The sequence below is a fragment of the Pseudonocardia sp. DxW genome, assembly GCF_058448985.1.
Genome location: NZ_JBZFLK010000003.1, coordinates 85,352 through 109,176, shown reverse-complemented (window position 1 = coordinate 109,176; position 23,825 = coordinate 85,352). Strand labels below are relative to the sequence as shown.

Sequence of the window (23,825 nt, the reverse complement as noted above, 5' to 3'; positions counted from 1 at the left end):
AGCACGCGCCGTCTTCCCCACGGCGCGCCGGGCAGGTTCCGGCCGGTCAGCTGACCGGCCACGGTGCGTGGAGCGGGGGAGGTCCGTGTGGTGAGGGCCGTGCAGTGGTGGGCCGTGCAGTGGTGAGCGCAGTGGATGCCGGTGCGGGTGGGGACCCGGAGCCGGTGTTCGACCCGGCGGAGGTGTCGGGCCCGGTGATCGGCGCCGGGTACACGGGGACGGACGGGGAGCCCGTCCCCGTGGGCCGCGCCGGTCCCGGGGATGCCGGGCCCGGCGCACCGGTCGGTGCGTCACCCGCGGACCGGCTGGCCGCGGCGCGGCGGGTGCTGCACCGGATGGAGGCCCGGGCGGATCCGGAGCGGTCCCGGCCGCGCGGGGTCCCCCGCACCGGGCCCGCGCGCCCGGCCGGTACCGCGACAGGTGCCGCGACAGGCGTCGCCGCAGGTGCCGCCGCAGGGATCGACGACGCGCCGGGCGATCCGGTGCTGCCGGTGCCCGGCCCGCTGTCCGGGCTGCTGCCCGGGGGTGGATTGCGTCGCGGCTCCACGGTCGCGGTCGGTGCCGGGGCGGGCGCCGGGTCGCTGCTGTTCGCACTGCTGGCCGCGGCGTCCGCGGAGGGCGCCTGGGCCGGGGTGGTCGGCCGTCCGGGCCTGGGGGCGACGGCGGCGGCCGAGAGCGGTGTCCGGCTGGACCGGCTGGCGCTGGTCCCGGATCCGGGGATCGACGTGGTGCCGGTCGCCGCGGCCCTGCTCGACGGGCTGGATCTGGTCGTGGTGGCGGGCCCGGAGCGGGCCGGGCTGCGCGCGGCGGACCGGCAGCGGCTGGCGGCCCGCGCCCGGCAGCGCGGGGCGGTGCTGCTGGCGCTGGGCCCCTGGCCGGGGGCGGACCTGCGGCTGCACTGCGAGCGGGCGCGCTGGGAGGGTGCCGGCCGCGGGACGGGCCGGCTCCGGTCGCGCCGGGTGGAGGTGCGCGCGCACGGCCGCGGTATCGGGCCGGCGGGGTGGGGCGTCGAGGTGCTGCTGCCGGGCCCGGGCGGGACCGTCGTCGAGGCCCCGGCCGGTCCCGGAACCGCCGTCGCACCGGCCGGGCTGCCGGCACTGGCCGGGCAGGCCGCGCCGGCCGCAGCGGCCGCACCGCCCGGGCCGGCCGCCGCGGTGCGGGTGGCCGGATGAGCGCCGCGGCCCGGGTGCTCGCGGTCTGGTCCCCGGACTGGCCGGTCACCGCGGCGGCCCGGGCCGCGCACGTGCCGGTGCACCGTCCGGCGGCGGTGTTCCACGCCAACCGGGTACTGGCCTGCTCGGCGACCGCCCGCAGGCACGGGGTGCGCCGCGGGCTGCGCCGGCGCGAGGCACAGGCCCGCTGCCCGGGGCTCGCGGTGCTCGCGCCGGATCCCGGCCGGGACGCCCGGCTGTTCGAGCCGGTCGCGGCCGCGGTCGAGGAGCTCGCCCCTGGCGTCGAGGTGGTCCGGCCCGGGCTGCTGGTGCTGCCCGCGCGCGGCCCGGTCGGCTGGTTCGGCGGTGAGCGGGCCGCGGTGGAACGGCTGATCGACCAGGTCGCGCTGCGGGCCGCCACCGAGTGCCAGATCGGGATCGCGGACGGGATGTTCGCCGCCGGGCTCGCGGCCCGCCGCGGGCGCGGGGTGCCGGCGGGCCGGTCGGCGGAGTTCCTGGCCCCGCTGGAGGTCGCCGAGCTGGACCGGGATCCGGATGTCGACCGGTCCGCGCTGGTCGATCTGCTGCGCCGGCTCGGCCTGCGGTCGCTGGGGGCGTTCGCGGAGCTCGCCGAGGCCGACGTCGCCTCCCGGTTCGGTGCCGACGCGGTGGCCGCGCACCGGCTGGCCCGGGGTCTCGATCCGCGGCCCCCGGCCCGCCGGGTGCCGCCGGAGGAGCTGGCCGCGGCGATCGAGCTGGATCCGCCGGTGGACCGGGTGGACGCGGCCGCGTTCGCCGCCCGCGGGCTGGCGACCCGGCTGCACGAGGCGCTCGCCGGGCACGGTCTGGCCTGCACCCGGCTCGGGGTGCACGCACGCACCGAGGGCGGGGAGGAGCTGCTGCGGGTCTGGCGGTGCGCCGAGCCGCTGACCCCGGGCGGCACGGTCGACCGGGTGCGCTGGCAGCTCGACTCGTGGCTCGGGCGCGGCGGCTCGGGCACGCTCGTCGCGCTGCGCCTGACCCCGGAGGACACGGTGCAGGCCGGCGCGCTGCAACGCGGGCTGTGGGGCGACGTCGGCGAGTCCGACGAGCGGGCCGGGCGGGCGCTGGTCCGGGTGCAGGCGCTGCTCGGCCCGGAGGCGGTGCTCACCGCGGTCCCGGTCGGCGGGCGGGACCCGGGCGAACGGGTCCGGCTGGTGCCCTGGGGGGAGGAGCGCACCCCCGGGGGCGCGGGCGCCTCACCGAAGGACCCGCCGCCGTCCTGGCCGGGGCGGTTGCCCGCGCCGTCCCCGGCGACGGTGCCGCCGGAGCCGGTGCCGGTCCGGCTGCTCGCGGCCGGCGGCGCCGAGGTGCACCCGGCCGCCCCGGACCTGCTCGACGGCGTCCCGCACCGGATCTCCGGGGGCGGCGGCCCGGACCGGGAGATCACCGGGTGGGCAGGCCCCTGGCCGGTCGGGGCCCGCTGGTGGGTGCCGGGGGACCTCGGCCCGGCGGTGCGGATGCAGGCCGTCCTCGCCGACGGGACGGCGCTGCTGCTGGTGCACCGGGCCGATGGCTGGGCGGTGGCCGGTGTCTACGACTGAGGCGCCGCCGGCCGGGCGGGCCCGGCCCGGCGGCTCACCTTGCCGGCACCCCGGACAGGTCCACCGCGAACCGGCCGATCGCCGAGCCCATCGCGGTGAGGTTGCGGTCCAGCGCCGTGCGGTCGATGTTGGTCAGCCGGTCGCAGGCGGTGTGGTAGCAGGGATCGAACGACTGGCCCGCCGTGCCGCCCCACTTCTGCGCCTGCTCCGGGGTCTTCTGCTCCTCGGCACCGGTGAACAGGCCCCCCGCCGGGATCCCGGCGTCGATGAACGGCCCGTAGTCCGAGCGGCCGTCGAAGGCGGTCCCCTCCGGGCCGGTCACACCGGCGGCGACGAGCGCCTCGGTCAGCACCCGCTCCGCGGTGTCCGAGCCGGGCGGCCCGGGCTCGCCGCCGAGCCCGTCGGAGTCGTCGCCGTCGTAGACGAAGTAGGCCGGGTTCGGGGAGGCGACCATGTCGAAGTTCAGATACAGCGCGATCCGGGCCCGGTCCTCGTCGGAGAGCCCCTCGACGTACCGCGCCGCACCGACCAGGCCGATCTCCTCGGCACCCCACCAGGCGAAACGCACCTTCTGCGCCGCGGGCGGGGTGGCGCCGAGCTGCTGCGCGACCTCCAGCAGCGCCGCGCTGCCGCTGCCGTTGTCGTTGATGCCGGCCCCCTCGGGCGCCGAGTCCAGGTGCGCCCCGGCGACCAGCACCCGGTCCGGGTCGCCGGTCGTCGTCTCGGCGATCACGTTGCGCGAGGTCTGCTGCTCGATCGTCGTGTCCAGCAGCAGGGTCGCCTGCTGTCCGTCCTGCAGTCCCTCGCCCGCGGACCGGGTCACCGACGCGGTCGGGAGCACCTCCGGGGTGTCGCCGAGGGTGGCGGGCAGCGCGGCGTCCTCGGTGTTCACGATGATCACCGCACCGGCCCCGGCCGCCCCGGCCAGCTGGGACTTCTGCCCGAACGGGCAGACCCCCCGCTCGACGACGGCGATCGCCCCGGCCGGCATCCCGGCGTAGTCCTCCGCCTCGCAGCCCGGGGTCGGGTCCTGCGGGGTGCGCGCCCGCACGGACAGCGGCGCGGTCAGCCCGCCGGGCGGGGTGGCGGGGGAGAAGCTGAGCACCTCGGTGGGGACGGGCGCGTCCGCGACCGTCAGCCGGGCGTCGTTCGAGGTGAAGGTGCGGACGTCGAACGAGGGGGTCTGCACCTCGAACCCGGCCTCGCGCAGCTCGCCCACCACGTAGTCGAGGCTCGCGTCGTAGCCCGGTGTGCCGACCGCGCGGTTGCCGTCGTTCGCGTCGGCGATCCGCTCCAGCTCCTGCAGGTGGGCGTAGGCGGCATCCCCGCTGACCGCGGCGGCGAGCCGCTCCGGCAGACCGGGATCGGCCTGACCGGAACCGCTCGCCCCGGTGGCTCCGGTGTCCAGCGTCGCCGTCGCGCCGGGGCCGGCCGGCACGTTCGCACACGCGGCCAGCGCGGCCGTGGCGATCCCGGCGCCGACCAGACGCCCCAGCCGGCGCCCGGCGCGGCGCCCAGGTGCCCCGGCCGTCGCTCCCGTGGTTCCCGTCGTTCCCGCCCGCATGGCCCCCACCCCCGCTGTCCGGTCCGGCGCCGGTCGATGTCCGTGCCGTCCACGAGGCCGAGCCTCCGGCATCGGATGTGGACACGGCGTGAAACGGCGGTCACCACACGGTAGCCGTGATCGGCAGTGCGGGCCCGCCGCGACCGGGCGGACGGGGAGTCTGATCCACGGCGGATCCACGGGCGGATCTCAGTCGTCCCACAGGTTCGGCTGCTGGAATCGGGTCCGTCGGCGGGGCACGCGAGCGACTCGCCGACGGTGACCGAGGGTCTTCCGAGTGGCCCCGCGGCCCGGTGCTGAGGAGCAGCCGGTGCCGTGGAGGAGCTCGGTACCGCCGTGCGGGGCCGGCCGGCGCTGGGGAGCTGCCGGCCGGTCCCCGCGCGGCCGCTCCGTGTCCGCGCCCCGGACCGGCAGGCCACCCGCAGGGTCAGTGCACGGCGTGGGGCACGTCGCCGGCCGCCGTCCGGTGCTCCTCCATCGCTTCGCTGTGTGCGACGAGTGCCTCGTAGTCGACCGCTGCGCCACGCAGCAGCGTCTCGACGAGCTTGTCGGCCTCGGCGTCGCTGAGGTGGGCGTCCTCGAACAACGCGCGGTAGTAGACCAGGGAGCCGAGCAGGTCGAGGATCTGGTCGCGATCTGTGTCGGGCCGTAGCGCCCCGGCCGCGACGGCCCGGTCGAGCATGGCGCCGACGGCCGCGCGGGGCGGATCGAACACGATGCGCATGTACTGCGCTCGCAGCTCGGGATCCCCGGCGCACTCGGCGAACAGCGAGCCGAGGACATCCGGGCGGATGGCCCGGAACTCGGCGAGGAAGACCGCCAGGCCTTCCCCGAAGTCGCACAGTGTGCAGCCCGTGTCCGGGGACTCGGGCACGTCGAGCCGGTCGGCGATGGCGGCGAGCACCAGCCGGGCCCGCCCGCGCCAGCGGCGGTAGATCGCCGGTCGGGTGGTGCCGGCGCGGCGGGCGACCTCCTCCAGGGACAGGGCGCCGTAGCCGGACTCGTCGAGCAGCGCCAGGGTCGCGGCGAGCACGGCCTTGTCGATGTGGGGGTCGCGCGGGCGTCCGCCCGATCGGGAGGGCATGCCCTCACCGTAACCCGGTTACGTTCCGGTACGGACCGTAACGATCCGTACCGCGAGTCCCTGGACAAGGCGGCGCGTCGGCATTTACATTACGAGCCAGATCGTAACGATAAGGCGGAGGTGTCCTGATGCAGCAACGCCCGATCCGGCTGGTGATCATCGTCGGCAGCACGCGGCGGGGGCGGTTCGCGCCGACGGTCGCGGACTGGGTCGCCGGGCACGCCCGGCAGCGGGGAGCGCTGGAGGTCGATGTCGTCGATCTGGCCCGGGTCGCGCTCCCCGAGACGCTCGGGGACGAGCACGATCCGATCCCCCCGGCGGTGGCGAAGCTGGCTCCCCGGCTGGCGGCCGCGGACGCATTCCTGGTCGTCACTCCGGAGTACAACCACAGCTTCCCCGCGGCGCTGAAGACCGCGATCGACTGGTTCCTCGACGAGTGGGCGGCGAAACCGGTCGGTTTCGTGTCCTACGGCGGTATGGGCGGCGGGCTCCGCGCGGTGGAGGCGCTGCGGCTGGTGTTCGCCGAACTACACGCCGCGACCGTTCGCGACGTGGTCAGCTTCCACTTCCGCGACTGGCCGTTCCCGTTCGAACCGGTCGATCCGAGTGCCGTCACGGCGCTGGGTGGGTTGCTCGACCAGCTGGGGTGGTGGGCCGAGGCCCTTCGCAACCACCGGGACCGGACCCCCTACGTCGAGTCGGCCTGACGGTGTCGTCCGTACCCCGAACCGTCGTGCCCCGAACTGCCGTACCCGAGGAGAGCCGATGCCTGCCCGGCCTGACCCGTCCCTGTCCGATCCGATTGCGCCCGCGGTTGCCGAGGGAGCGCCCGAGGCGGTCGATCCCGGATGACGACTCCTGAGACGGTCCCGCCCCCGACCTGGCGTACCTGGGCCGCGCTACCGGTGCTGGCACTGCCGTTGTTCATGATGGCCACCGATTTCACCGCGATGTTCCTCGCGCTGCCGGCGGTGACCGCCGATCTTGCACCGACGACCTCGCAGATGCTGTGGATCGTGCACGTCGGTGAACTCGTCGCCGCTGGAACGCTCATCACGATGGGCTGGCTCGTCGGCCGGCTCGGCCCGCGAGCATTGCTGCTGATCGCGATGGCGCTCTACGGCTCGGCTTCGGCGCTGGCCGCCGTCGCCCCGGATGTCGAGACGCTGGTTCTCGCGCGGGTCCTGCTCGGTGTGGCCACGGCGGCGGCCTCCCCGGCGGCGATCGCGATGCTCCGGTCACTGTTCACCGGCCCCCGGCACTACGGGATCGCGTTCGCGGTCGTGATGGGCGCCTTCTCGGTCGGCGGCGCGCTCGGCCCACCGATGGCGGGCCTGCTCCTGGACCACTTCTGGTGGGGCTCGGTGTTCCTGGTCAACGTCCCGGTGGCGGCCGTGGTGCTGCCGGCCGGCTGGTGGCTGTTGCCTCGATCCGGTCGCACCGGGACCGACCGGATCGATGTGACCAGCGTGGTGGTGTCGGTGGCCGCGGTGATGCTGACGGTGTACGGCCTGCAGGAGCTGGCCGGTCGTGGGCTCTCCGCCCAGCACGTGCTGACCGCCCTCGCCGGTGGTCTGCTCGCGATCTGGTTCGTCCGCAGGCAGCACCGGGTGGCGAACCCGTTGCTGGACCTCGGCTTGTTCTCCCGGCGGGTGGTGTGGGTCATCACGGTCGTCTTCCTGCTGTCCCAGGTGGCGTTCATGGCGGTGGATCTCGTGCTGACCCAGTACCTGCAGATCGTCGCCGGGATCCCGCCGGGCACGCTCGGCCTGCTCATGACCCTGCCCGCGATCACCTCGATCGCGGCGACCGCGGCGACCCCGCTGTTGACGCGCCGTTTCACCCCGGCGATCGTCATGGGTGCAGGTCTGGGGCTCGCCGTCATCGGGGCACTGGCGGTCGCGGCCGCCGTCGCGGTCGCACCGGAGCCCGCGGTGGTGGTCGCCGGGATGATGGTCGTCGCCCTCGGTGTGAGCCCTCCGATGGTCCTCGGCGCTCAGCTGATGGTCACCTCGGTCCCGAGGGCGCGGGCCGGCCAGGCGGCAGCGGTCCAGGACATCAGCGCGAGCCTGGGGGCCGCGGCGGGGATCATGGTCCTGGGTGGTGTGGCGACGGCCGTCTTCGGTCGTGAGGTGCGGGCGGAGGCGCCGTTCGCCGTCTCCGGAACGCTCCTGGACGCCGCAACCGAGAGTCCCGGCGGTGCGTTGGCCGTCGCCGAGGGTATCGGCGGCGCAGTGGGCGCCGATCTGGTGCCGGTCGTCGAGCGGGCGTGGTCGTCGGGGACGATGGCCGCCTACGCCACCGCGCTCGTCGTCGGTGTGGTGACCGTGCTGGTCGCAGTGCGCGGGCTGCGCGGGATCGTGCTCCCGGACGACACAGACACAGACTCCGGACGCGGTTCCGAGGTCGAGGTCGGCCCCGGTGCGGCCGTCCGGTCAGGGCGATCCGTGACGTCCTGCCCGCCGGGGCCGCCCTGAGATCCGCACTCGCCTTCGAACTGGTGTTCGATTATTCTCGATGCGTGGGCTGGCAGAATCCGGACGTTCCGTGGTCCGAGCTGGAGGGTGCGCTCTCCGGTCGTGCGGTGCCGGGTTCGTCCCTGCGCGGCGGGCCGGAGGCGGGCGACGGCGGCGACTCCCCGGCCTGGTCCGCGCACCGCGGCCGCTACGAGCCACCGGAGGGTCTGCGCCCGGCCACGGCCGCCACGGTCCCGTACGCGGAGCTGCACTGCCACTCGCACTTCAGCTTCCTCGACGGTGCGAGCTCCCCGGAAGAGCTCGCCGAGCGGGCCGCCGAGCTGGGGCTGGAGGCGATCGCGCTCACCGACCACGACGGGATGTACGGCGTGGCCCGGTTCGCCGAGGCCGCCCGGGCGCTGGGGATGCGGACCGTGTTCGGTGCCGAGCTGAGCCTGGGGCTGTCCGCCCCGCAGGCCGGTGCTGCCGACCCGGAGGGCGAGCACCTGCTCCTGCTGGCCCGCGGCCCGTCCGGGTACCGGGCGCTGTGCCGCACGATCTCCACCGCGCAGATGCGCGGTGGGGAGAAGGGCCGCCCGGTCTACGAGGTCGACGAGGTGGTCGCCGACACCGCGGGCGAGGTCGTCGTGCTGACCGGCTGCCGGAAGGGCGCGGTGCGCCGGGCACTCGACCGGGGCGGTCCGGCGGCCGCCGCGGCCGAGCTGGAGCGCCTGGTGCGGTGGTTCGGCCGGGAGCACGTCCGGGTTGAGCTGACCGCGCACGGCGACCCGTGCGACACCGAGCGGAACGACGCGCTGGCCGCGCTGGCGGCCGCGGCCGGGCTGGACACCGTCGCGACCACCGCCGCGCACTACGCGACACCGGACCGGGCGCCGCTGGCGGCCACGGTCGCCGCGGTGCGGGCCCGCCGTAGCCTGGACGAGATCGACCCCTGGCTGCCCGCCGCGGGCACCGCGCACCTGCGTTCGGGGGCGGAGATGGCGCTGCGGTTCGAGCAGCGGTACCCGGGCGCGGTCGCCCGGGCCGCGGAGCTGGGCCGGGAGCTGGCGTTCGAGCTGCACCTGGTGGCCCCGGACCTGCCACCGTTCGACGTGCCACCGGGCGAGACCGAGGCGACCTGGCTGCGGAAGCTGACCCGGATCGGCGTCATGACCCGGTACGGCAGCGAGGCCGAGCACCCGTTCGCCGCGCACACCGTGCAGCGCGAGCTGGCGATCATCGAGCGGAAGAACTTCCCCGGCTACTTCCTGATCGTGCACGACATCGTGGACTTCTGCCGCCGCTCGGGGATCTTCTGCCAGGGCCGGGGCTCCGCGGCGAACTCCGCGGTCTGCTACGCGCTGGGCATCACGAACGTCGACGCGGTGCGGCACGGCCTGCTGTTCGAGCGGTTCCTGTCCCCGGACCGGGACGGCTATCCCGACATCGACCTGGACATCGAGTCCGGTCGCAGGGAGGAGGCCATCCAGTACGTGTACCGCCGCTACGGCAGGTTGTTCGCCGCGCAGGTCGCGAACGTCATCACCTACCGGCCGCGGTCGGCGGTCCGCGACACCGCCCGCGCGCTCGGGTTCTCGCCCGGCCAGCAGGACGCGTGGAGCAAGCGGATCGAGCGGTGGCACGCCCTGGAGGCGGAGGCGCTGCCGCGGGACATGCCCGACCGGCTCGTCGAGCTGGCCGGCCAGCTGCTGGGGGCGCCCCGGCACCTGGGCATCCACTCCGGCGGGATGGTCATCTGCGACCGCCCGGTGTCCGAGGTCGTCCCGGTGGAGTGGGCCCGGATGGCGGACCGCACGGTCGTGCAGTGGGACAAGGAGGACTGCGCCACCGCGGGGCTGGTCAAGTTCGACCTGCTCGGCCTGGGGATGCTCACCGCGCTGCACCTGATGGTGGACCTGGTCGCCGAGCACGAGGGCACCCGGATCGCGCTGCACGAGATCGGCGAGTCCGATCCGGAGGTCTACGCGATGCTGTCGCGCGCGGACTCGGTCGGGGTGTTCCAGGTGGAGTCCCGGGCCCAGATGGCGACGCTGCCGCGGCTGCGCCCGCGCGAGTTCTACGACCTGGTCGTCGAGGTCGCGCTGATCCGGCCCGGCCCGATCCAGGGCGGCTCGGTGCACCCCTACATCCGCCGCCGCAACGGCCTCGAGGAGTGGGAGCACGATCACGAGCTGCTGCGCCCGGCGCTGGACAGGACCCTGGGCATCCCGCTGTTCCAGGAGCAGATGATGCAGATCGCGGTCGACGTGGCCGGGTTCTCCGCCGCCGAGGCCGACGAGCTGCGCCGGGCGATGGGGGCCAAGCGGTCCACCGAGCGGATGGAGCGGCTGCGTACCCGGTTCTTCGACGGGATGGCGGCGAACGGGATCACCGGCGAGCCGGCCGACCGGATCTTCACCCGGATGCTGGCGTTCGCGAACTTCGGTTTCCCGGAGAGCCACTCGATCAGCTTCGCCGCGCTCGTCTACTACTCGGCGTGGTTCAAGCGCTACCACCCGGCGGCCTTCTGCGCGGCGCTGCTCAACGCCCAGCCGATGGGTTTCTACTCGCCGCAGTCGCTGGTCGCCGACGCGCGCCGGCACGGGGTGCCGGTCCGCGGGCCGGACGTGAACCACGGCCGCGCCGACGCGATCCTGCAGGCCGTGCCGGAGGACGAGCGGGCGGGCACCGGCGGCCGGGCGGTCCGGCTCGGCCTGTCCGGGGTCCGGACGGTCGGCGCCGAGCTGGCCGCGACGATCGACGCCGAGCGGGACGCGGGCGGCCCGTTCGCCGATCTCGCGGATCTCGCCCGCCGGGTCCGGCTGACCGGCCCGCAGGCCGAGGCGCTGGCCACCGCCGGTGCGTTCGGCTGCTTCGGGGTGGACCGGCGGGAGGCGCTGTGGGCGGCCGGTGTGGTGGCGGGGGTGCGCCCGGAGCACCTGCCGGGCACCGCGGTCGGCCTGACGGCGCCCGCGCTGCCCGGGATGACCGAGGCCGAGCTGACGGTGTCCGACGTCTGGGCCACCGGTGTCTCCCCGGACAGCCATCCGGTGCAGCACCTGCGGAGCGAGCTCGACGCGCTCGGTGCGATCCGGATCGACCGGCTCGACGCCGTCGGGCGCCGGGAGCAGGCCCGCCCGGACGAGGACCGGCACCGGTCCGGGCCGGAGGCGCCGCCGCGGGTGCTGGTCGGTGGTCTGGTCACCCACCGGCAGCGTCCGGCGACGGCGGGCGGGGTGACGTTCGTGAACCTGGAGGACGAGTCCGGGATGCTCAACGTGACCTGTTCGGAGGGGCTGTGGGCGCGGTACCGGTCGGTGGCGCTGGGCAGCGCCGCGTTGCTGGTGCGCGGCCGGCTGGAACGCAGCCCGGAGGGGGTGCTGAACCTGCTGGCCGACCGGTTGCAGCGGATGCCGCTGGCGGTCACGGTGCGGTCCCGCGACTTCCGCTGAGGCGCCCACCCGCGCGGGTGGGCGCCCCGGTGCGGTCAGGACCGCACGAGCGGATTGCCCATCGCCATCGCACGTCCGCCCAGGGTCTGGCCGAACGCGTCGAACAGGATGTAGGCGAACACCGCGCAGAACGCGAACGTGGTGATCCCGGCGATCGGGAACAACCCGGCGTTGCCGGCGGTCACCCCCAGGTAGGCGAGCACGAACGTGATGTCGACCAGCACGAACCCGACGGTGAACATCAGCGGCAGCCGCAGCGTGGCGAGCGTCAGCAGGATGAAGACCAGGGTGAACGACAGCAGGTAGGTCGACTGGATGGAGCCGATCTGCGCGGTCGACAGCGCCTCACCGGTGCCCGCGTCGATGATCCAGCCGTTGTTCAGCGCCATGAGCAGCACACCGAAGCTGGTCCAGAACGCGGAGAACACCCCGAAGATCGCGGCCGAGACGCTGTCGCCGACCCGCAGTGCGGAGATCGTGGCGATCATCATGAACAGACCGGCCGAGAAGGTCAGTGCGGGGATCATCCCGCCCGGCAGGGCGGTGGTGTCGAGATAGCCGACGAACCACAGGCCCAGCGTGATGCCCGCGGGCAGGAAACAGATCAGGCCGAGCAGTGCGGGATTGGCGGGCGGCGGCGCGGCCGCCGCGGGCGGTGCCGCGGCTGTCGCGGCAGCGGTCTCGCTCTCCACGCTCATGGGAAACTCCTCGTCGAGTTGTGGCCGGTCCGGCACCGGCTGTGTGATTCTGCTCTCGTCGAGATCGTTTCCGGCCCCTCCGGACGACCAGACCGCATCCCCTTCTCCGATTGCACGGTCCACCGGCGTCCGCGCAGGTCGTGGCTCCGGGTCCCACTACCTCGGCGGCACGAGCACCTCGTTCGATCAGGTTCCGTCACCCGTCCGGGCACCTGCGAGGATGGCCGGGTGAGCGCACGGGTGATGGACGGCAAGGCGACGCTGGCGGAGCTGCTGGAGGACCTGCGGGCGCGGGTGGAGAAGCTGGCGGCGGCGGGGGTGACCCCGGGCCTGGGCACCGTCCTGGTCGGGGACGACCCCGGTTCGCACGCCTACGTCCGGGGCAAGCACCGGGACTGCGCCAAGGTGGGGATCACCTCGCTGCAGCGCGAGCTGCCGGCGGACGCGAGCCAGGCCCAGGTCGAGGACGTGATCGACGAGCTGAACGCGGACCCGTCGTGCACCGGGTTCATCGTGCAGCTGCCGCTGCCCGCCGGGCTGGACGCCGGCGCCGCGCTGGAGCGGGTCGACCCGGCCAAGGACGCCGACGGCCTGCACCCGGTCAACCTGGGCCGCCTGGTGCTCGGCGAGCCGGGCCCGCTGCCGTGCACCCCGCGCGGCATCGTGGAGCTGTGCCGCCGGTTCGACGTGGAGCTCGACGGCGCGCGGGTGGTGGTCGTCGGTCGCGGGGTGACGGTCGGGCGGCCGCTCGGGCTGCTGCTGACCCGGCGCAGCGAGAACGCGACGGTGACCCTCTGCCACACCGGCACCCGGGACCTGGCGGCGCACCTGCGGGAGGCCGACGTGGTCGTCGCGGCCGCGGGGAAGGCAGGGCTGATCACCGCGGACCAGATCCGGCCGGGTGCCGCGGTGCTGGACGTCGGTGTCACCCGGACCGATCTCGGTCTGGTCGGGGACGTCTCGCCGGAGGTGGCCGAGGTCGCCGGGAAGCTCGCCCCGATGCCCGGTGGCGTGGGCCCGATGACCCGGGGGATGCTGCTGACGAACGTCGTCGAGGCAGCCGAGCGAAGCTTGCCGGAGTGAGCAGCAGGCAGCACGCAGCTCGTCCGGCTGAACCGGAGGTCACCGTGGAGGCGATGAGCCGGACCGGGCACGGGTTGCGGGCCCGGCTGCGGACGCACTGGCCGCTGCTCGTGGTGCTGCTGATCGCGGTCGTCGGCCTGCAGCGGGTGGTGACCGAGCACTGGCGGGAGGGGTCGGCGCTGTTCGCCGTCGCGCTGCTGGTCGCGACCGGGTTGCGGGTGGCGCTGCCGCAGGACCGGGTGGGCCTGCTGGCGATCCGGGGCCGCTACACCGATGCGCTGGTCTACGGCGGGTTCGGCGTCGCGGTCCTGCTGCTCGCGCTGACGATCACCAGCAGCTCGCTGACGGTCAGCTGAACGCCGGCGGCCCGGGACGCGGGCCTCGGCCGGGGCCGAGCCGCCCGGCGCTCAGCGCCGGGTGTCGCCGGGGGTGGCGGGGCTCGCCGGGCGCCGGGTCGGCGGGCGGCGCGGGCCGGCCGGCCGCTTGCTGCCGGGGCGGCCGGGGCCGGTGCTGGTGGCGCTCGGCGGGACCGGCCGGGCGGGTCGGGGGGCCCGGGGCGGCACGGTCGGCGGCTGCTCGATAATGATCATCGCTATCAGGATTCTACCGGCGCGTCGCGCACGCTCGGTGACCGGGGATGGTCCGGACGGGTCGGTGATCGTCGCCGTCGATCGCGGTGATCACCCGATGATCGCAGTGAAGATCGTCGGATGCACCCGCTCGGCGGTGCCGTGCGCCCAATCGGATACCGGCTCGCCAATCCTGTCGTCAGGGGCGCAGGTGCCGCGGCAGGGTGAGGATCTCGGCGCCGTCGCGGGTGACGGCGATCGTGTGCTCGCTGTGCGCGGTGCGGCAGCCGGTCGCGCTGCGCAGGGTCCAGCCGTCGTCGTCGGTGACGAGCTCGGCGGTGTCCGCCATCACCCACGGCTCGAGCGCCAGCAGCAGCCCGGGACGCAGCCGGTAGCCGCGCCCCGGACGCCCGGTGTTGGTGATGTGCGGGTCCTGGTGCATCGTCGAGCCGATGCCGTGCCCGCCGAACTGGGTGTTGATCGCGTAGCCCGATCCGCCCAGCACGGTGCCGATCGCGTGCGAGATGTCGCCGATGCGGGCACCCGGGCGGGCGGCCGCGATCCCGGCCGCCAGCGCCCGCTCGGTCGCGTCGATCAGGGCGAGGCTCTCCGCGGGGGCCCGGTCGCCCACGACGAAGCTGATCGCCGAGTCCGCCGCGATCCCGTCGACGGTGACGGCGAGATCGAGGGTGAGCAGGTCGCCGTCGGCGAGTGCGCGGTCGTGCGGGCGGCCGTGCAGCACGGCATCGTTGACCGCGGTGCAGACGTGGTGGCCGAACGGCCCGCGCCCGAACGACGGTGCGTAGTCGACGTAGCAGGACGTCCCGCCGCCGTCGGCGATCAGCGTGGCGGCCAGCCGGTCGAGGTCGAGCAGGTTCGTGCCGGGTGTGGTGGCGTGGCGCAGCTCCTGCAGCACGTCGGCGACCAGGGCGCCGGCGGACCGGGCGCGGGCGACCTCCGCGGGGCTCAGGATCTCGATCACGGGGTGTCCTCCGGAGGGCGTCCAATAACAATACCGGTGAAACTATACCGGTACTATCATCGGCGCCATGGTCAGGCTTCCGCTCACCCCCGCCGAGGTCGAGCGCGGTCGGCGCCTCGGCTGCCTCCTCCGCACGGCCAGGGGGGCGCGCCCGATGCTGGACACCGCGCTGGAGGCGGGCGTCTCGCCGGAGACCCTGCGCAAGATCGAGTCCGGCCGGGTCGCGACCCCCGCGTTCCCGACCATCGCGGCGATCGCCGACGTGCTCGGTCTCTCGCTGGACGAGGTGTGGGCCGAGATCTCCCGGCCCGCGGCCGGGACGGTGGCCGCGGCGACCGCGCCGCCCGCGACGTAGCCCGGACACGACGGGGGCCCGCCCCGCAGGACGGGCCCCCGTGTGCGGCGGCGCGGATCAGGCCTTGCCGGCGAACCCGTCGATCGCGGCGTTGAAGGTGGCGCTCGGGCGCATCACCTCGTCGGCCCGGGCCCGGTCCACGTGGTAGTAGCCGCCCAGGTCGACCGGCTCACCCTGGACCGCGTTGAGCTCGGCGACGATCGTCTCCTCCTGCTCGGCGAGGGTGGCCGCGAGCGGGGCGAACACCGCCGCCAGCTCCGGGTCCTCGGTCTGCGCGGCCAGCGCCTGCGCCCAGTACAGCGCGACGTAGAAGTGGCTGCCCCGGTTGTCCAGCTCGCCGACCTTGCGCGACGGGGACTTCCCGTTCTCCAGCAGCTTCCCGGTGGCCTCGTCGAGGGTCTGGCCGAGCAGCTTCGCGCGGAGCGGGTCCGGCGACTTCGACGCCAGCATCTCCAGCGACACGGCCAGCGCCAGGAACTCGCCGAGCGAGTCCCACCGCAGGTGGTTCTCCTTCTGCAGCTGCTGGACGTGCTTCGGGGCGGAGCCGCCGGCGCCGGTCTCGAACAGGCCGCCGCCGTTCATCAGCGGGACGATCGAGAGCATCTTCGCCGAGGTCCCCAGCTCGAGGATGGGGAACAGGTCGGTCAGGTAGTCGCGCAGCACGTTGCCGGTGACCGAGATGGTGTCCTCGCCCTTGCGGGCCCGCTCCAGGGTGTAGCGGGTGGCCTCGGCGACGTTCAGGATCTCGATGGTCAGGCCGTCGGTGTCGTGCTCGCCCAGGTACTTCTCGACCTTGGCGATCAGCTGCGCGTCGTGGGCGCGCGCGGAGTCCAGCCAGAACACCGCCGGCGAGCCGGTCGCCCTGGCCCGCTCGACGGCGAGGCCGACCCAGTTGCGGATCGGCGCGTCCTTGGTCTGGCAGGCCCGCCAGATGTCGCCCTCGGCGACCTCGTGCGACAGCCGGACCTCGCCCGAGCCGGCGTCGACCACCCGGACGGTGCCGGCCGAGGCGATCTCGAACGTCTTGTCGTGGCTGCCGTACTCCTCGGCCTTCTGCGCCATCAGGCCGACGTTCGGGACGGTGCCCATCGTCGTCGGGTCGAAGGCGCCGTTGGCGATGCAGTGCTTGACGGTCTCGTCGTACAGCTCGGCGTAGGACGAGTCCGGGATGACGAACTTGGCGTCCTGCGTCGTGTCGTCGGCGTTCCACATCTGGCCCGACGAGCGGATCGCGGCCGGCATCGAGGCGTCGATGATGACGTCGCTGGGCACGTGCAGGTTGGTGATCCCGCGGGAGGAGTCGACCTGGGCCAGCGCCGGGCCGGTGGCGTAGGCGTCGTCGATCGCCTTCTCGATCGCGGCCCGCTTGTCGGCGGGCAGCTTCTCGATCGCGGACAGCACCGACGCCAGGCCGTCGTCCGGGTCGGCGCCGACCGACGCGAGGTCGTCGCCGTAGGTCTCGAAGACGTCCGCGAAGTAGGCGCGCACCGCGTGCCCGAAGATGATCGGGTCGGAGACCTTCATCATCGTGGCCTTGAGGTGCACCGAGAACAGGACACCCCGCTCCTTCGCGTCGGCGATCTGCTCGGCCAGGAACTCCCGCAGGGCCTCCTTGCGCAGCACGGCGCCGTCGATCACCTCGCCCTCGAGGACCGTCACCGACTCCTTCAGCACGGTGACGGTGCCGTCGGCGGCCACGTGCTCGATCCGCACGGCGCCGTCGGCCGGTGCGGTGAAGGAGGTCTCGGAGTGCCGGAAGTCGCCGTCGGACATGGTCGCGACGTGGCTCTTGGAGTCGGCGCTCCAGGCGCCCATCGAGTGCGGGTGCTTGCGCGCGAAGTTCTTCACCGACAGCGGGGCGCGCCGGTCGGAGTTGCCCTCGCGCAGCACCGGGTTGACCGCGGAGCCCTTGACCGAGTCGTAGGCCGCCTTCGCGGCGCGCTCGTCGTCGGTCTGCGGGTCCTCCGGGTAGTCCGGCACGTCGTAGCCGCCCGCCTGCAGCTCCCGGATCGCCGCCTTGAGCTGCGGGACCGAGGCGCTGATGTTGGGCAGCTTGATGATGTTGGCGTCCGGCGTGGTCGCCAGCTCGCCCAGCTCGGCGAGCGCGTCCGGGACGCGCTGCGCCTCGGTCAGCCGGTCCGGGAACTTCGCCAGGATCCGGCCGGCCAGCGAGATGTCGCGGGTCTCCACGTCGACCCCGGCCTGCCCGGCGAACGCCTCGATGACCGGCAGGAACGAATGGGTCGCCAGCGCGGGCGCCTCGTCGGTGTACGTGTAGATGAGCTTCATCGCGTGTCTGGCCTGCCTCGGCTCGTCGTCGGATCTCCTGCGACGGGTGGCGCGGGGGGACGAGCCCGGGGTGACCGGGCGGGTCCCCGGCGGCGACCCGCATCTGCGCGCACACGCTATCCCGCACCCGCCCGGCGACGCCCGCAGGAGTAACCGGTCCGACACCCCGGTCGGTGGATCTCCCCGCCGCGGCGGAGCGGTTACCGTACGTGCGAGGACGGTCGCGGGAAGGGGACCACACGCGTGGCGAAGGTGAAGCTCGGGCTCTCCAGGAAGTCGCTGCTGACCGGCTGGCCGCTGGTCGGCCTGATCGGGGTCGGGCTGACCGCGATCGCGCTCGGCTACGGCGGCGCGACCGGCAGCCTGGAGAACGCCTGCACGGTGACCGTGCAGGCGGCCGAGGTCACCGTCCGGGCGGCGCCGAGCCCGACCGCGCAGGCGGTGGAGACGCTGCGCAGCGGCCAGGAGGTCCCGGCCGAGACGATCGTCGACACCGGGTTCCGCAAGCTCACCGGCGGTGAGCGGTGGGTCCCTTCGGACAGCGTCGCCGCGACGGCGGGCAGCGTCTGCTGAGCCCGTTCCGGACGGTGCCGGGCGGTGCGGGAGAGTAGGCGGGTGGTTGCCGTCCGTGTCCTCAGTACCGCGAACGTCAACGGCGTCCGGGCCGCCTCCACGAAGGGGCTGCTCGACTGGCTGGCGGGGACCGCGGCCGACGTCGTCTGCCTGCAGGAGGTCCGGGCCCGCCCGGAGGAGCTGCCGGACGCCTTCCGGGCCACCCTCGACGAGCACGGCTGGCACCTGCGGCTGGTGCCCTCGGAGACGGCGAAGGGGCGGAACGGCGTCGCCGTGCTGAGCCGGGCCGAGCCGGAGGCGGTGCGGATCGGGTTCGGCGACCCGGCCACCGACCTCGACGGCCGCTACCTGGAGGTCGACCTGCCCGGCGGGTTCACCGTCGGGTCGCTCTACCTGCCCAAGGGCCTGGCCGGGACCGAGAAGCAGGACGCCAAGGACGCGTTCTGCAAGACCTTCGGCGATCACCTGCGCGCCGCGTTCGGCCGGTGCGTCGCGACCGGCCGCGAGATGGTCGTGGCCGGCGACTGGAACATCGCGCCGACCGAGCTGGACCTGCGGAACTGGCGGGGGAACCGGAAGAACTCCGGCTTCCTGCCGCACGAGCGGGAGTGGTTCGCCGGGCTGGTCGAGCACGGCTGGGCCGATCTGGTCCGCGACCAGCACCCGGATGTCGACGGGCCGTACTCGTGGTGGAGCTACCGCGGGCGGGCCTTCGACAACGACGTGGGCTGGCGGATCGACCACCTGCTCGGCACGCCCGGCGTCGCGGCGGCGGCGACCGGCGCCGTTGTCGAGCGGGCGCCGTCGCACGACCGGCGCTGGTCCGACCACGCCCCGGTGACGGTCCGGCTCGGGGAACCCGGGTGACCGGGACCGGCGTGGTCGGCGGCCGTTACGTGCTGCTCGATGAGCTGGACCGGCGCGGTTTCGGCCCGGTCCGCCGCGCCGAGGACCGGATCACCGGCCGGATGGTCGCGATCACCGAGATCGCGGTGCCCGCGCACGGCGACGGCCTGCGCGAACGCCTGCTCGCGGAGGTGCGCGCCGCGGGCCGGCTGCAGCATCCCGGGGTGGCCGGCGTCCTGGACCTGATCACCGACCGCACCCCGGACGGCGCCCTGCGCGAGTACCTGGTCACCGAGCGTCCGGACGCCCGGCCGCTGGGCAGGCTCGTCGAGGGCGGCCCGCTCGGCGCGCAGCGGACCGCCGCGATCGGCCGGGACGTGCTCGCCGCGCTGCGCGCGGTGCACACCGCGGGCGGCACGCACGGCGGTCTCGATCCGGACTGCGTGCTGCTCGCCCCGGACGGGTCCGCACTGGTCACCGACCTGGGCCTGGCCCGCGCGGTCGGCCGGGAACCGGGGCCGTTCAGCCCGCCCGAGCGCCGCGCCGGGGCCGGCGACGGCCCGGCCGCCGACCTGTGGAGCCTCGGCGCGCTGCTGGCGCACACGGCCGGGCGGCGGATCCCGTCCGGCGGCCCGCTGGAACGCGCGATCGCCGGGCTGACCGCGGCCGATCCCGCGGAGCGCACCGGGCCGGACGACGCCCACGCCCTGCTGGAGCGGGCCGCCCGGCCCCGCCCGACCGGCGGCGACCTGGGCCGCAACCGCTGGATCCTGCTCGTCGTGGCCGGACTGCTGCTGTTCGCGGTCGTCGCGATGCTGCTGTGGGCAGCCCGCTGAAAGCCGCTGAAAGCCGCTGACAACCGCTGAAAACCGGTGGAACCGGCCAGCAGGATGGGACGATGAACGACTCCACCGGGGCCGCCGAGCATCCCGCCGACCATCCGCGGGTCGCTGCCGTGAAGGAGGCGCTGCGCACCGCGGGTGCGGATCCGGCGTCGATCGCCGGACTGGTCCTGCTGCCGGACGCGGTGACCACCGCGGCCGCGGCGGCCGCGGCGCTCGACGTCGAGATCGGCCAGATCGCCAACTCGCTGGTGTTCGACGCCGACGGCGAGGCGCTGCTCGTCCTCACCTCGGGGCGGCACCGGGTGGTCACCGGCCGGGTCGCCGCGCTGGTCGGGGCGCGGTCGGTCGGCCGGGCCGACCGGGACCTGGTCAGGGCGGCCACCGGGCAGGTCATCGGCGGGGTGGCGCCGGTCGGGCACCCGGCGCCGCTGCGCACGCTGGTCGACGTCGCACTCGACGACTACGACCGGGTCTGGGCGGCCGGCGGGATCGCCCGGTCGGTGTTCCCGACGACGTTCGCCGAGCTCGTCGCCGTCACCGGGGGTACCGCGGCCCGGGTCGGGGACTGATCCGGGCCGGCCCGCTCAGGGCCGGACGACGACGGCGCCCAGACCGGGCGGCCCGCCGTGCGCGACCCGCTGCCAGTCCGCGCGGGCCGCGTCCAGGCCGTCCGTGGTGCGCAGCGACATCCAGGTCGCCGCCCGGCCCACCAGGGTGGCCCGCGCCTCGGCGAGGAGCCGGTCGAGGGTCGCCCCGCCCAGCTCGGCGAGCAGCTCGGTCTCGCGCCGCCCGACGCTGAACCATGCCCGCACCATACATGTCAGTCAGCCAACAGATATCCATGCGGGACGGTGGCCGACTGCGGGGCACGGGTTCGTATGCTCACGGTCATGTCGGGGGCAGCCACGCCGCGTGCGGCCACGCCGGGCACGGCGGTCCCGGACCCCGGCGCCCGGCCCGGGGAGCGCCGCACCCAGGAGCAGCGCCGGACGCGCGCCCGCACGGCCCTGCTCGCCGCCGCTGCCGAGCTCGTCGCCGAGTCCGGGATCCGCGCGGTGACCTTCGCCCGGGTCGGCGAGCGTGCCGGTTACAGCCGCGGGATGGTCACCCACCACTTCGGCTCCAAGCAGGGCCTGCTCGAGGCGCTGGTGCAGGAGGCGCAGGCCGGTCTGGCGCCCGGCATCCAGCAGGAGCCGCCCGGACTCGACCGGCTGCTGCGGTTCGTCGAGGCCTACCTGCTCGGCCTCGGGGCCGATTCTCCGACCTGGCAGGCGTTCCTGGTGCTGTGGGCCGATGCCGTGGGCGGCGGCGATCTCGCCCCGATGATGCGCGAGCGGGACGCCTGGTTCCGGGACCGGCTGCGCGCCGACGTGGTCGCGGGGCAGGCCGCGGGCACCGTCCGGTCCGACGTCGACGCCGGGATCGTCGCCCTGCGGGTGGTGGCCGAGCTGCGCGGGATCGGCATGCAGCGGATCCTCGATCCGGAGCCGCCCGCCGTCGGTCCCCTCGCGGCCGCCGTCGTGCGCGGGTGGGTGCAGCAGCTCGGCCGGGACGCCGGCGCCGCGGAGTGACCCGCGCCACGAGTTGACCACCCGTTGATGTTCGACGGTCGCTGCGGTGATGCGGGAAACCTACTGTGGGTCCATGGCCGACACTCCTGCCGATTCCGTTCCGGCCCAGGCCGCCCCGTCCGCCTCCGCGATCCGGCGGGCGTTGCGGCGCGTCCGGGACGGCGCGACGCTGGACGTCACCGAGGCCGCGGTGCTGCTCGCCGCGCGCGGCGACGATCTCGACGAGCTGCTCACGCACGCGGGCCGGGTGCGTGACGCGGGGCTGGTCGAGGAAGGGCGCCCCGGCGTCGTCACCTACTCCCGCAACGTGTTCATCCCGCTGACCCGGCTCTGCCGCGACCGCTGCCACTACTGCACGTTCGCGACCGTGCCGCACCGCCTCGAGTCGATGTTCCTGGAGCGCGACGAGGTCGTCGAGATCGCCCGCCAGGGCGCCGCGCAGGGGTGCAAGGAGGCGCTGTTCACCCTCGGCGACCGGCCGGAGGACCGCTGGCCGCAGGCCCGTGAGTGGCTCGACGCCCGCGGCTACGACTCGACGCTCGACTACGTCCGGGCCTGCGCGATCGCCGTGCTGGAGGAGACCGGGCTGCTGCCGCACCTCAACCCGGGCGTCATGTCCTGGGAGGAGGCGACCCGGCTCAAGCCGGTCGCGGCCAGCATGGGGATGATGCTGGAGACCACCTCGCAGCGGCTGTTCGAGAAGGGCGGCCCGCACTTCGGCAGCCCCGACAAGGAGCCCGCCGTCCGGCTGCGCGCGCTGACCGACGCCGGCCGGGTCGGCATCCCGTTCACCACCGGGATCCTGATCGGGATCGGCGAGAACCGCACCGAGCGGGCCGAGTCGCTGTTCGCGATCCGCTCCGCCGCCCGGGCGCACGGGCACGTGCAGGAGGTGATCGTCCAGAACTTCCGGGCGAAGCCGGACACCGCGATGGCGAACGACCCGGACGCCGATCTCGACGACCTGGCCGCGACGATCGCCGTCGCCCGCGTCGTGCTCGGCCCGAAGATCCGGCTGCAGGCCCCGCCGAACCTGGTCGGCGAGGAGTTCGGGCTGATGGTGCGCGCCGGCATCGACGACTGGGGCGGGGTCTCCCCGGTGACCGTGGACCACGTGTCCCCGGAGATGCCGTGGCCGGCCGTCGACGAGCTGGCCCGGGTCACCGCCGCCGAGGGCTTCGAGCTGCGGGAGCGGCTCACCGCCTACCCGAAGTACGTGCGCGCCGGGTCGCCGTGGATCGACACCCGGCTGCACGGCCACGTCGCCGCACTGGCGACCGCCGACGGCCTCGCCGATCCGGGCGTGGTCGTCGAGGGGCGGCCCTGGCAGGAGCCGGACGGCGGGTTCGCCTCCACCGGGCGCACCGACCTGAACAGCACCATCGACACCACCGGGCGCACCGACGACCGGCGCACCGACTTCGGTTCGGTCTACGGCGACTGGGACGAGGTGGCCGCCGAGCTGGCCGAGCAGCGCTCGCGGGCGCCCGAGCGGCTCGACGGCGACGTGAAGGCCGGCCTGGACCTGGCCGCGTCCGATCCGGCGGCGCTGCTCGATCCGGCGCACGCCGCGGCCGCGATGGCGGTGCTCACCGCCGACGGTCCCGCGCTGCGGACCCTGCTGGGTCTCGCCGACGACGTCCGCCGGTCGGTGAACGGGGACGACGTCACCTACGTCGTCAACCGGAACATCAACTTCTCGAACGTCTGCTACGTCGGCTGCCGGTTCTGCGCGTTCGCCCAGCGTGAGCGGGACGCCGACGCGTTCCGGCTCTCCCTCGACGACGTCGCCGCGCGGGCCGCCGAGGCCGCCCGGGACGGCGCGACCGAGGTCTGCGTGCAGGGCGGGATCGACCCGCAGCTGCCCACCTCGTTCTACGGCGATCTGGTCCGTGCGGTGCACGAGGCCGTCCCCGGGATGCACGTGCACGCGTTCTCCCCGATGGAGGTCGTCTCCGCGGCGGCCAAGGCGGGCGTGTCGATCCGGGAGTGGCTCACCGAGCTGAAGGCGGCCGGCCTCGGCTCGATCCCGGGCACCGCCGCGGAGATCCTCGACGACGAGGTCCGCTGGGTGCTCACCAAGGGCAAGCTCCCGGCCGCGCAGTGGATCGAGGTCGTGTCCACGGCGCACGAGCTGGGGATCCCGTCGTCGTCGACGATGATGTACGGCCACGTCGACGAGCCGCGGCACTGGCTCGGGCACCTGCGCACCCTGGCCTCGATCCAGGACCGCGCCAGTGAGCACAACGCGGCCGGGTTCACCGAGTTCGTCCCGCTGCCGTTCGTGCACCACAACGCGCCGATCTACCTGGCCGGACTCGCCCGGCCCGGGCCGACCGAGCGGGACAACCGGGCGGTGCACGCGTTCGCCCGGCTCGCGCTGCACGGGCGGATCGACCACATCCAGGTGTCCTGGGTGAAGCTCGGCGACGACCTGGCCGCCGAGGTGCTCGCCGGTGGGGCCGACGACATGGGCGGCACCCTGATGGAGGAGACGATCAGCCGGATGGCCGGCTCGGAGAACGGTTCGGAGCGCTCGGTGGAGGAGCTCACCGCGATCGCGCACGGCGCCGGGCGCCCGGTGCGGCAGCGGACGACCACCTACCGGGGTGAGCCGACGACGCTGGTCCCGGCCCCGCGGCCCGGTCCGACGATGCTGCCGCTGACCCCGGCCTGAGCGGCCGGACCGGCCGCGCCACCCGGCCCGCCGCCGGGGCCGCCGCC

General features: G+C 74.8%; 21 protein-coding genes. 14 read left to right on the top strand and 7 right to left on the bottom strand.

Annotated elements, in window-relative coordinates:
* Positions 1 to 122 precede the first annotated feature (122 nt).
* Together imuA' and ACVJO7_RS05585 are read left to right on the top strand one after the other, a co-directional pair.
* Positions 123 to 1,172, top strand: coding sequence for a DnaE2-dependent mutagenesis accessory factor ImuA' (imuA', locus tag ACVJO7_RS05590; RefSeq protein WP_491672016.1), 1,050 nt, complete (start codon positions 123 to 125; stop codon positions 1,170 to 1,172).
* Positions 1,169 to 2,734, top strand: a complete 1,566-nt coding sequence (locus ACVJO7_RS05585; RefSeq protein WP_491672015.1) for a DNA polymerase Y family protein — start codon at positions 1,169 to 1,171, stop codon at positions 2,732 to 2,734. Before imuA' ends, ACVJO7_RS05585 begins: the two co-directional genes overlap by 4 nt.
* Before the next feature lie 34 nt (positions 2,735 to 2,768).
* Here the strand turns inward: ACVJO7_RS05585 and ACVJO7_RS05580 are convergent, their stop codons facing one another.
* Both ACVJO7_RS05580 and ACVJO7_RS05575 read right to left on the bottom strand, forming a co-directional pair.
* Complete coding sequence (locus ACVJO7_RS05580; protein WP_491672014.1) at positions 2,769 to 4,298, bottom strand: M28 family peptidase; 1,530 nt, start codon at positions 4,296 to 4,298, stop codon at positions 2,769 to 2,771.
* A gap of 427 nt (positions 4,299 to 4,725) precedes the next feature.
* Positions 4,726 to 5,382, bottom strand: coding sequence for a TetR/AcrR family transcriptional regulator (locus ACVJO7_RS05575; protein ID WP_491672013.1), 657 nt, complete (start codon positions 5,380 to 5,382; stop codon positions 4,726 to 4,728).
* A gap of 128 nt (positions 5,383 to 5,510) precedes the next feature.
* Here ACVJO7_RS05575 and ACVJO7_RS05570 point away from each other — a divergent pair, with 128 nt between their 5' ends.
* From ACVJO7_RS05570 to ACVJO7_RS05560, 3 genes are all read left to right on the top strand, one after another.
* Positions 5,511 to 6,089, top strand: a complete 579-nt coding sequence (locus ACVJO7_RS05570) for an NADPH-dependent FMN reductase (protein WP_491672012.1) — start codon at positions 5,511 to 5,513, stop codon at positions 6,087 to 6,089.
* 141 nt (positions 6,090 to 6,230) lie between these two features.
* On the top strand, positions 6,231 to 7,859 hold the full coding sequence (locus ACVJO7_RS05565) for an MFS transporter (RefSeq protein ID WP_491672011.1): 1,629 nt from the start codon (positions 6,231 to 6,233) through the stop codon (positions 7,857 to 7,859).
* 44 nt (positions 7,860 to 7,903) lie between these two features.
* Positions 7,904 to 11,290: an error-prone DNA polymerase gene (locus ACVJO7_RS05560; RefSeq protein ID WP_491672010.1), complete on the top strand. Its 3,387-nt coding sequence runs from the start codon at positions 7,904 to 7,906 to the stop codon at positions 11,288 to 11,290.
* 35 nt (positions 11,291 to 11,325) lie between these two features.
* Here ACVJO7_RS05560 and ACVJO7_RS05555 read toward each other — a convergent pair whose 3' ends face one another.
* Positions 11,326 to 11,988, bottom strand: a complete 663-nt coding sequence (locus tag ACVJO7_RS05555; protein ID WP_344029075.1) for a GPR1/FUN34/YaaH family transporter — start codon at positions 11,986 to 11,988, stop codon at positions 11,326 to 11,328.
* 228 nt (positions 11,989 to 12,216) lie between these two features.
* Between ACVJO7_RS05555 and ACVJO7_RS05550 the strand changes: the two genes are divergently transcribed.
* Positions 12,217 to 13,071, top strand: a complete 855-nt coding sequence (locus ACVJO7_RS05550) for a bifunctional methylenetetrahydrofolate dehydrogenase/methenyltetrahydrofolate cyclohydrolase (protein ID WP_344029078.1) — start codon at positions 12,217 to 12,219, stop codon at positions 13,069 to 13,071.
* 53 nt (positions 13,072 to 13,124) lie between these two features.
* Positions 13,125 to 13,427, top strand: coding sequence for a DUF3017 domain-containing protein (locus tag ACVJO7_RS05545; RefSeq protein WP_344029081.1), 303 nt, complete (start codon positions 13,125 to 13,127; stop codon positions 13,425 to 13,427).
* A gap of 51 nt (positions 13,428 to 13,478) precedes the next feature.
* Here the strand turns inward: ACVJO7_RS05545 and ACVJO7_RS05540 are convergent, their stop codons facing one another.
* Positions 13,479 to 13,661, bottom strand: a complete 183-nt coding sequence (locus ACVJO7_RS05540; RefSeq protein ID WP_344029084.1) for a hypothetical protein — start codon at positions 13,659 to 13,661, stop codon at positions 13,479 to 13,481.
* Positions 13,662 to 13,839: 178 nt separating this feature from the next.
* Complete coding sequence (gene map, locus ACVJO7_RS05535; protein ID WP_491672009.1) at positions 13,840 to 14,622, bottom strand: type I methionyl aminopeptidase; 783 nt, start codon at positions 14,620 to 14,622, stop codon at positions 13,840 to 13,842.
* A gap of 67 nt (positions 14,623 to 14,689) precedes the next feature.
* On the opposite strand from map, the gene ACVJO7_RS05530 reads away from it, so the two are divergent.
* Positions 14,690 to 14,977 carry a helix-turn-helix transcriptional regulator gene (locus ACVJO7_RS05530; RefSeq protein ID WP_491672008.1) on the top strand — a complete coding sequence of 96 codons (288 nt, stop codon included), beginning with the start codon at positions 14,690 to 14,692 and terminating at the stop codon, positions 14,975 to 14,977.
* Positions 14,978 to 15,034: 57 nt separating this feature from the next.
* Here ACVJO7_RS05530 and ACVJO7_RS05525 read toward each other — a convergent pair whose 3' ends face one another.
* Positions 15,035 to 17,266, bottom strand: coding sequence for an NADP-dependent isocitrate dehydrogenase (locus ACVJO7_RS05525; protein ID WP_344029093.1), 2,232 nt, complete (start codon positions 17,264 to 17,266; stop codon positions 15,035 to 15,037).
* A 243-nt stretch (positions 17,267 to 17,509) separates the two neighbouring features.
* On the opposite strand from ACVJO7_RS05525, the gene ACVJO7_RS05520 reads away from it, so the two are divergent.
* The 4 genes from ACVJO7_RS05520 (at position 17,510) to ACVJO7_RS05505 (ending at position 20,099) form a co-directional block, all read left to right on the top strand.
* Entirely contained in the window at positions 17,510 to 17,839 is a 330-nt protein-coding gene (locus ACVJO7_RS05520) for a hypothetical protein (protein WP_344029096.1), read from the top strand.
* 42 nt (positions 17,840 to 17,881) lie between these two features.
* A complete protein-coding gene (locus tag ACVJO7_RS05515; protein WP_491672007.1) occupies positions 17,882 to 18,706 on the top strand; it encodes an exodeoxyribonuclease III in 825 nt (274 codons plus the stop codon).
* A complete protein-coding gene (locus ACVJO7_RS05510) occupies positions 18,703 to 19,521 on the top strand; it encodes a protein kinase domain-containing protein (RefSeq protein ID WP_491672006.1) in 819 nt (272 codons plus the stop codon). Before ACVJO7_RS05515 ends, ACVJO7_RS05510 begins: the two co-directional genes overlap by 4 nt.
* A gap of 62 nt (positions 19,522 to 19,583) precedes the next feature.
* Positions 19,584 to 20,099, top strand: coding sequence for a YbaK/EbsC family protein (locus tag ACVJO7_RS05505; RefSeq protein ID WP_491672005.1), 516 nt, complete (start codon positions 19,584 to 19,586; stop codon positions 20,097 to 20,099).
* A gap of 15 nt (positions 20,100 to 20,114) precedes the next feature.
* On the opposite strand, the gene ACVJO7_RS05500 is transcribed toward ACVJO7_RS05505, so the two are convergent.
* The gene (locus tag ACVJO7_RS05500; protein WP_491672004.1) at positions 20,115 to 20,345 is read right to left on the bottom strand and encodes a hypothetical protein; all 231 of its coding nucleotides are present in this window, start codon (positions 20,343 to 20,345) and stop codon (positions 20,115 to 20,117) included.
* Between the two features lie 75 nt (positions 20,346 to 20,420).
* Between ACVJO7_RS05500 and ACVJO7_RS05495 the strand changes: the two genes are divergently transcribed.
* The gene (locus ACVJO7_RS05495; RefSeq protein ID WP_491672003.1) at positions 20,421 to 21,101 is read left to right on the top strand and encodes a TetR/AcrR family transcriptional regulator; all 681 of its coding nucleotides are present in this window, start codon (positions 20,421 to 20,423) and stop codon (positions 21,099 to 21,101) included.
* Positions 21,102 to 21,174: 73 nt separating this feature from the next.
* On the top strand, positions 21,175 to 23,778 hold the full coding sequence (locus ACVJO7_RS05490; protein WP_491672002.1) for a bifunctional FO biosynthesis protein CofGH: 2,604 nt from the start codon (positions 21,175 to 21,177) through the stop codon (positions 23,776 to 23,778).
* The last annotated feature ends 47 nt before the right edge of the window (positions 23,779 to 23,825 follow it).

Coding starts and splice junctions, on each gene's coding strand:
- ACVJO7_RS05580 (WP_491672014.1), bottom strand. CDS start 4,298: ATGCGGGCGGGAACGACGGGAACCACGGGAGCGACGGCCGGGGCACCT.
- ACVJO7_RS05555 (WP_344029075.1), bottom strand. CDS start 11,988: ATGAGCGTGGAGAGCGAGACCGCTGCCGCGACAGCCGCGGCACCGCCC.
- ACVJO7_RS05570 (WP_491672012.1), top strand. CDS start 5,511: ATGCAGCAACGCCCGATCCGGCTGGTGATCATCGTCGGCAGCACGCGG.
- ACVJO7_RS05490 (WP_491672002.1), top strand. CDS start 21,175: ATGGCCGACACTCCTGCCGATTCCGTTCCGGCCCAGGCCGCCCCGTCC.
- ACVJO7_RS05525 (WP_344029093.1), bottom strand. CDS start 17,266: ATGAAGCTCATCTACACGTACACCGACGAGGCGCCCGCGCTGGCGACC.
- ACVJO7_RS05495 (WP_491672003.1), top strand. CDS start 20,421: ATGTCGGGGGCAGCCACGCCGCGTGCGGCCACGCCGGGCACGGCGGTC.
- ACVJO7_RS05500 (WP_491672004.1), bottom strand. CDS start 20,345: ATGGTGCGGGCATGGTTCAGCGTCGGGCGGCGCGAGACCGAGCTGCTC.
- ACVJO7_RS05585 (WP_491672015.1), top strand. CDS start 1,169: ATGAGCGCCGCGGCCCGGGTGCTCGCGGTCTGGTCCCCGGACTGGCCG.
- ACVJO7_RS05505 (WP_491672005.1), top strand. CDS start 19,584: ATGAACGACTCCACCGGGGCCGCCGAGCATCCCGCCGACCATCCGCGG.
- ACVJO7_RS05565 (WP_491672011.1), top strand. CDS start 6,231: ATGACGACTCCTGAGACGGTCCCGCCCCCGACCTGGCGTACCTGGGCC.
- ACVJO7_RS05530 (WP_491672008.1), top strand. CDS start 14,690: ATGGTCAGGCTTCCGCTCACCCCCGCCGAGGTCGAGCGCGGTCGGCGC.
- ACVJO7_RS05545 (WP_344029081.1), top strand. CDS start 13,125: ATGAGCCGGACCGGGCACGGGTTGCGGGCCCGGCTGCGGACGCACTGG.
- ACVJO7_RS05575 (WP_491672013.1), bottom strand. CDS start 5,382: ATGCCCTCCCGATCGGGCGGACGCCCGCGCGACCCCCACATCGACAAG.
- ACVJO7_RS05540 (WP_344029084.1), bottom strand. CDS start 13,661: ATGATCATTATCGAGCAGCCGCCGACCGTGCCGCCCCGGGCCCCCCGA.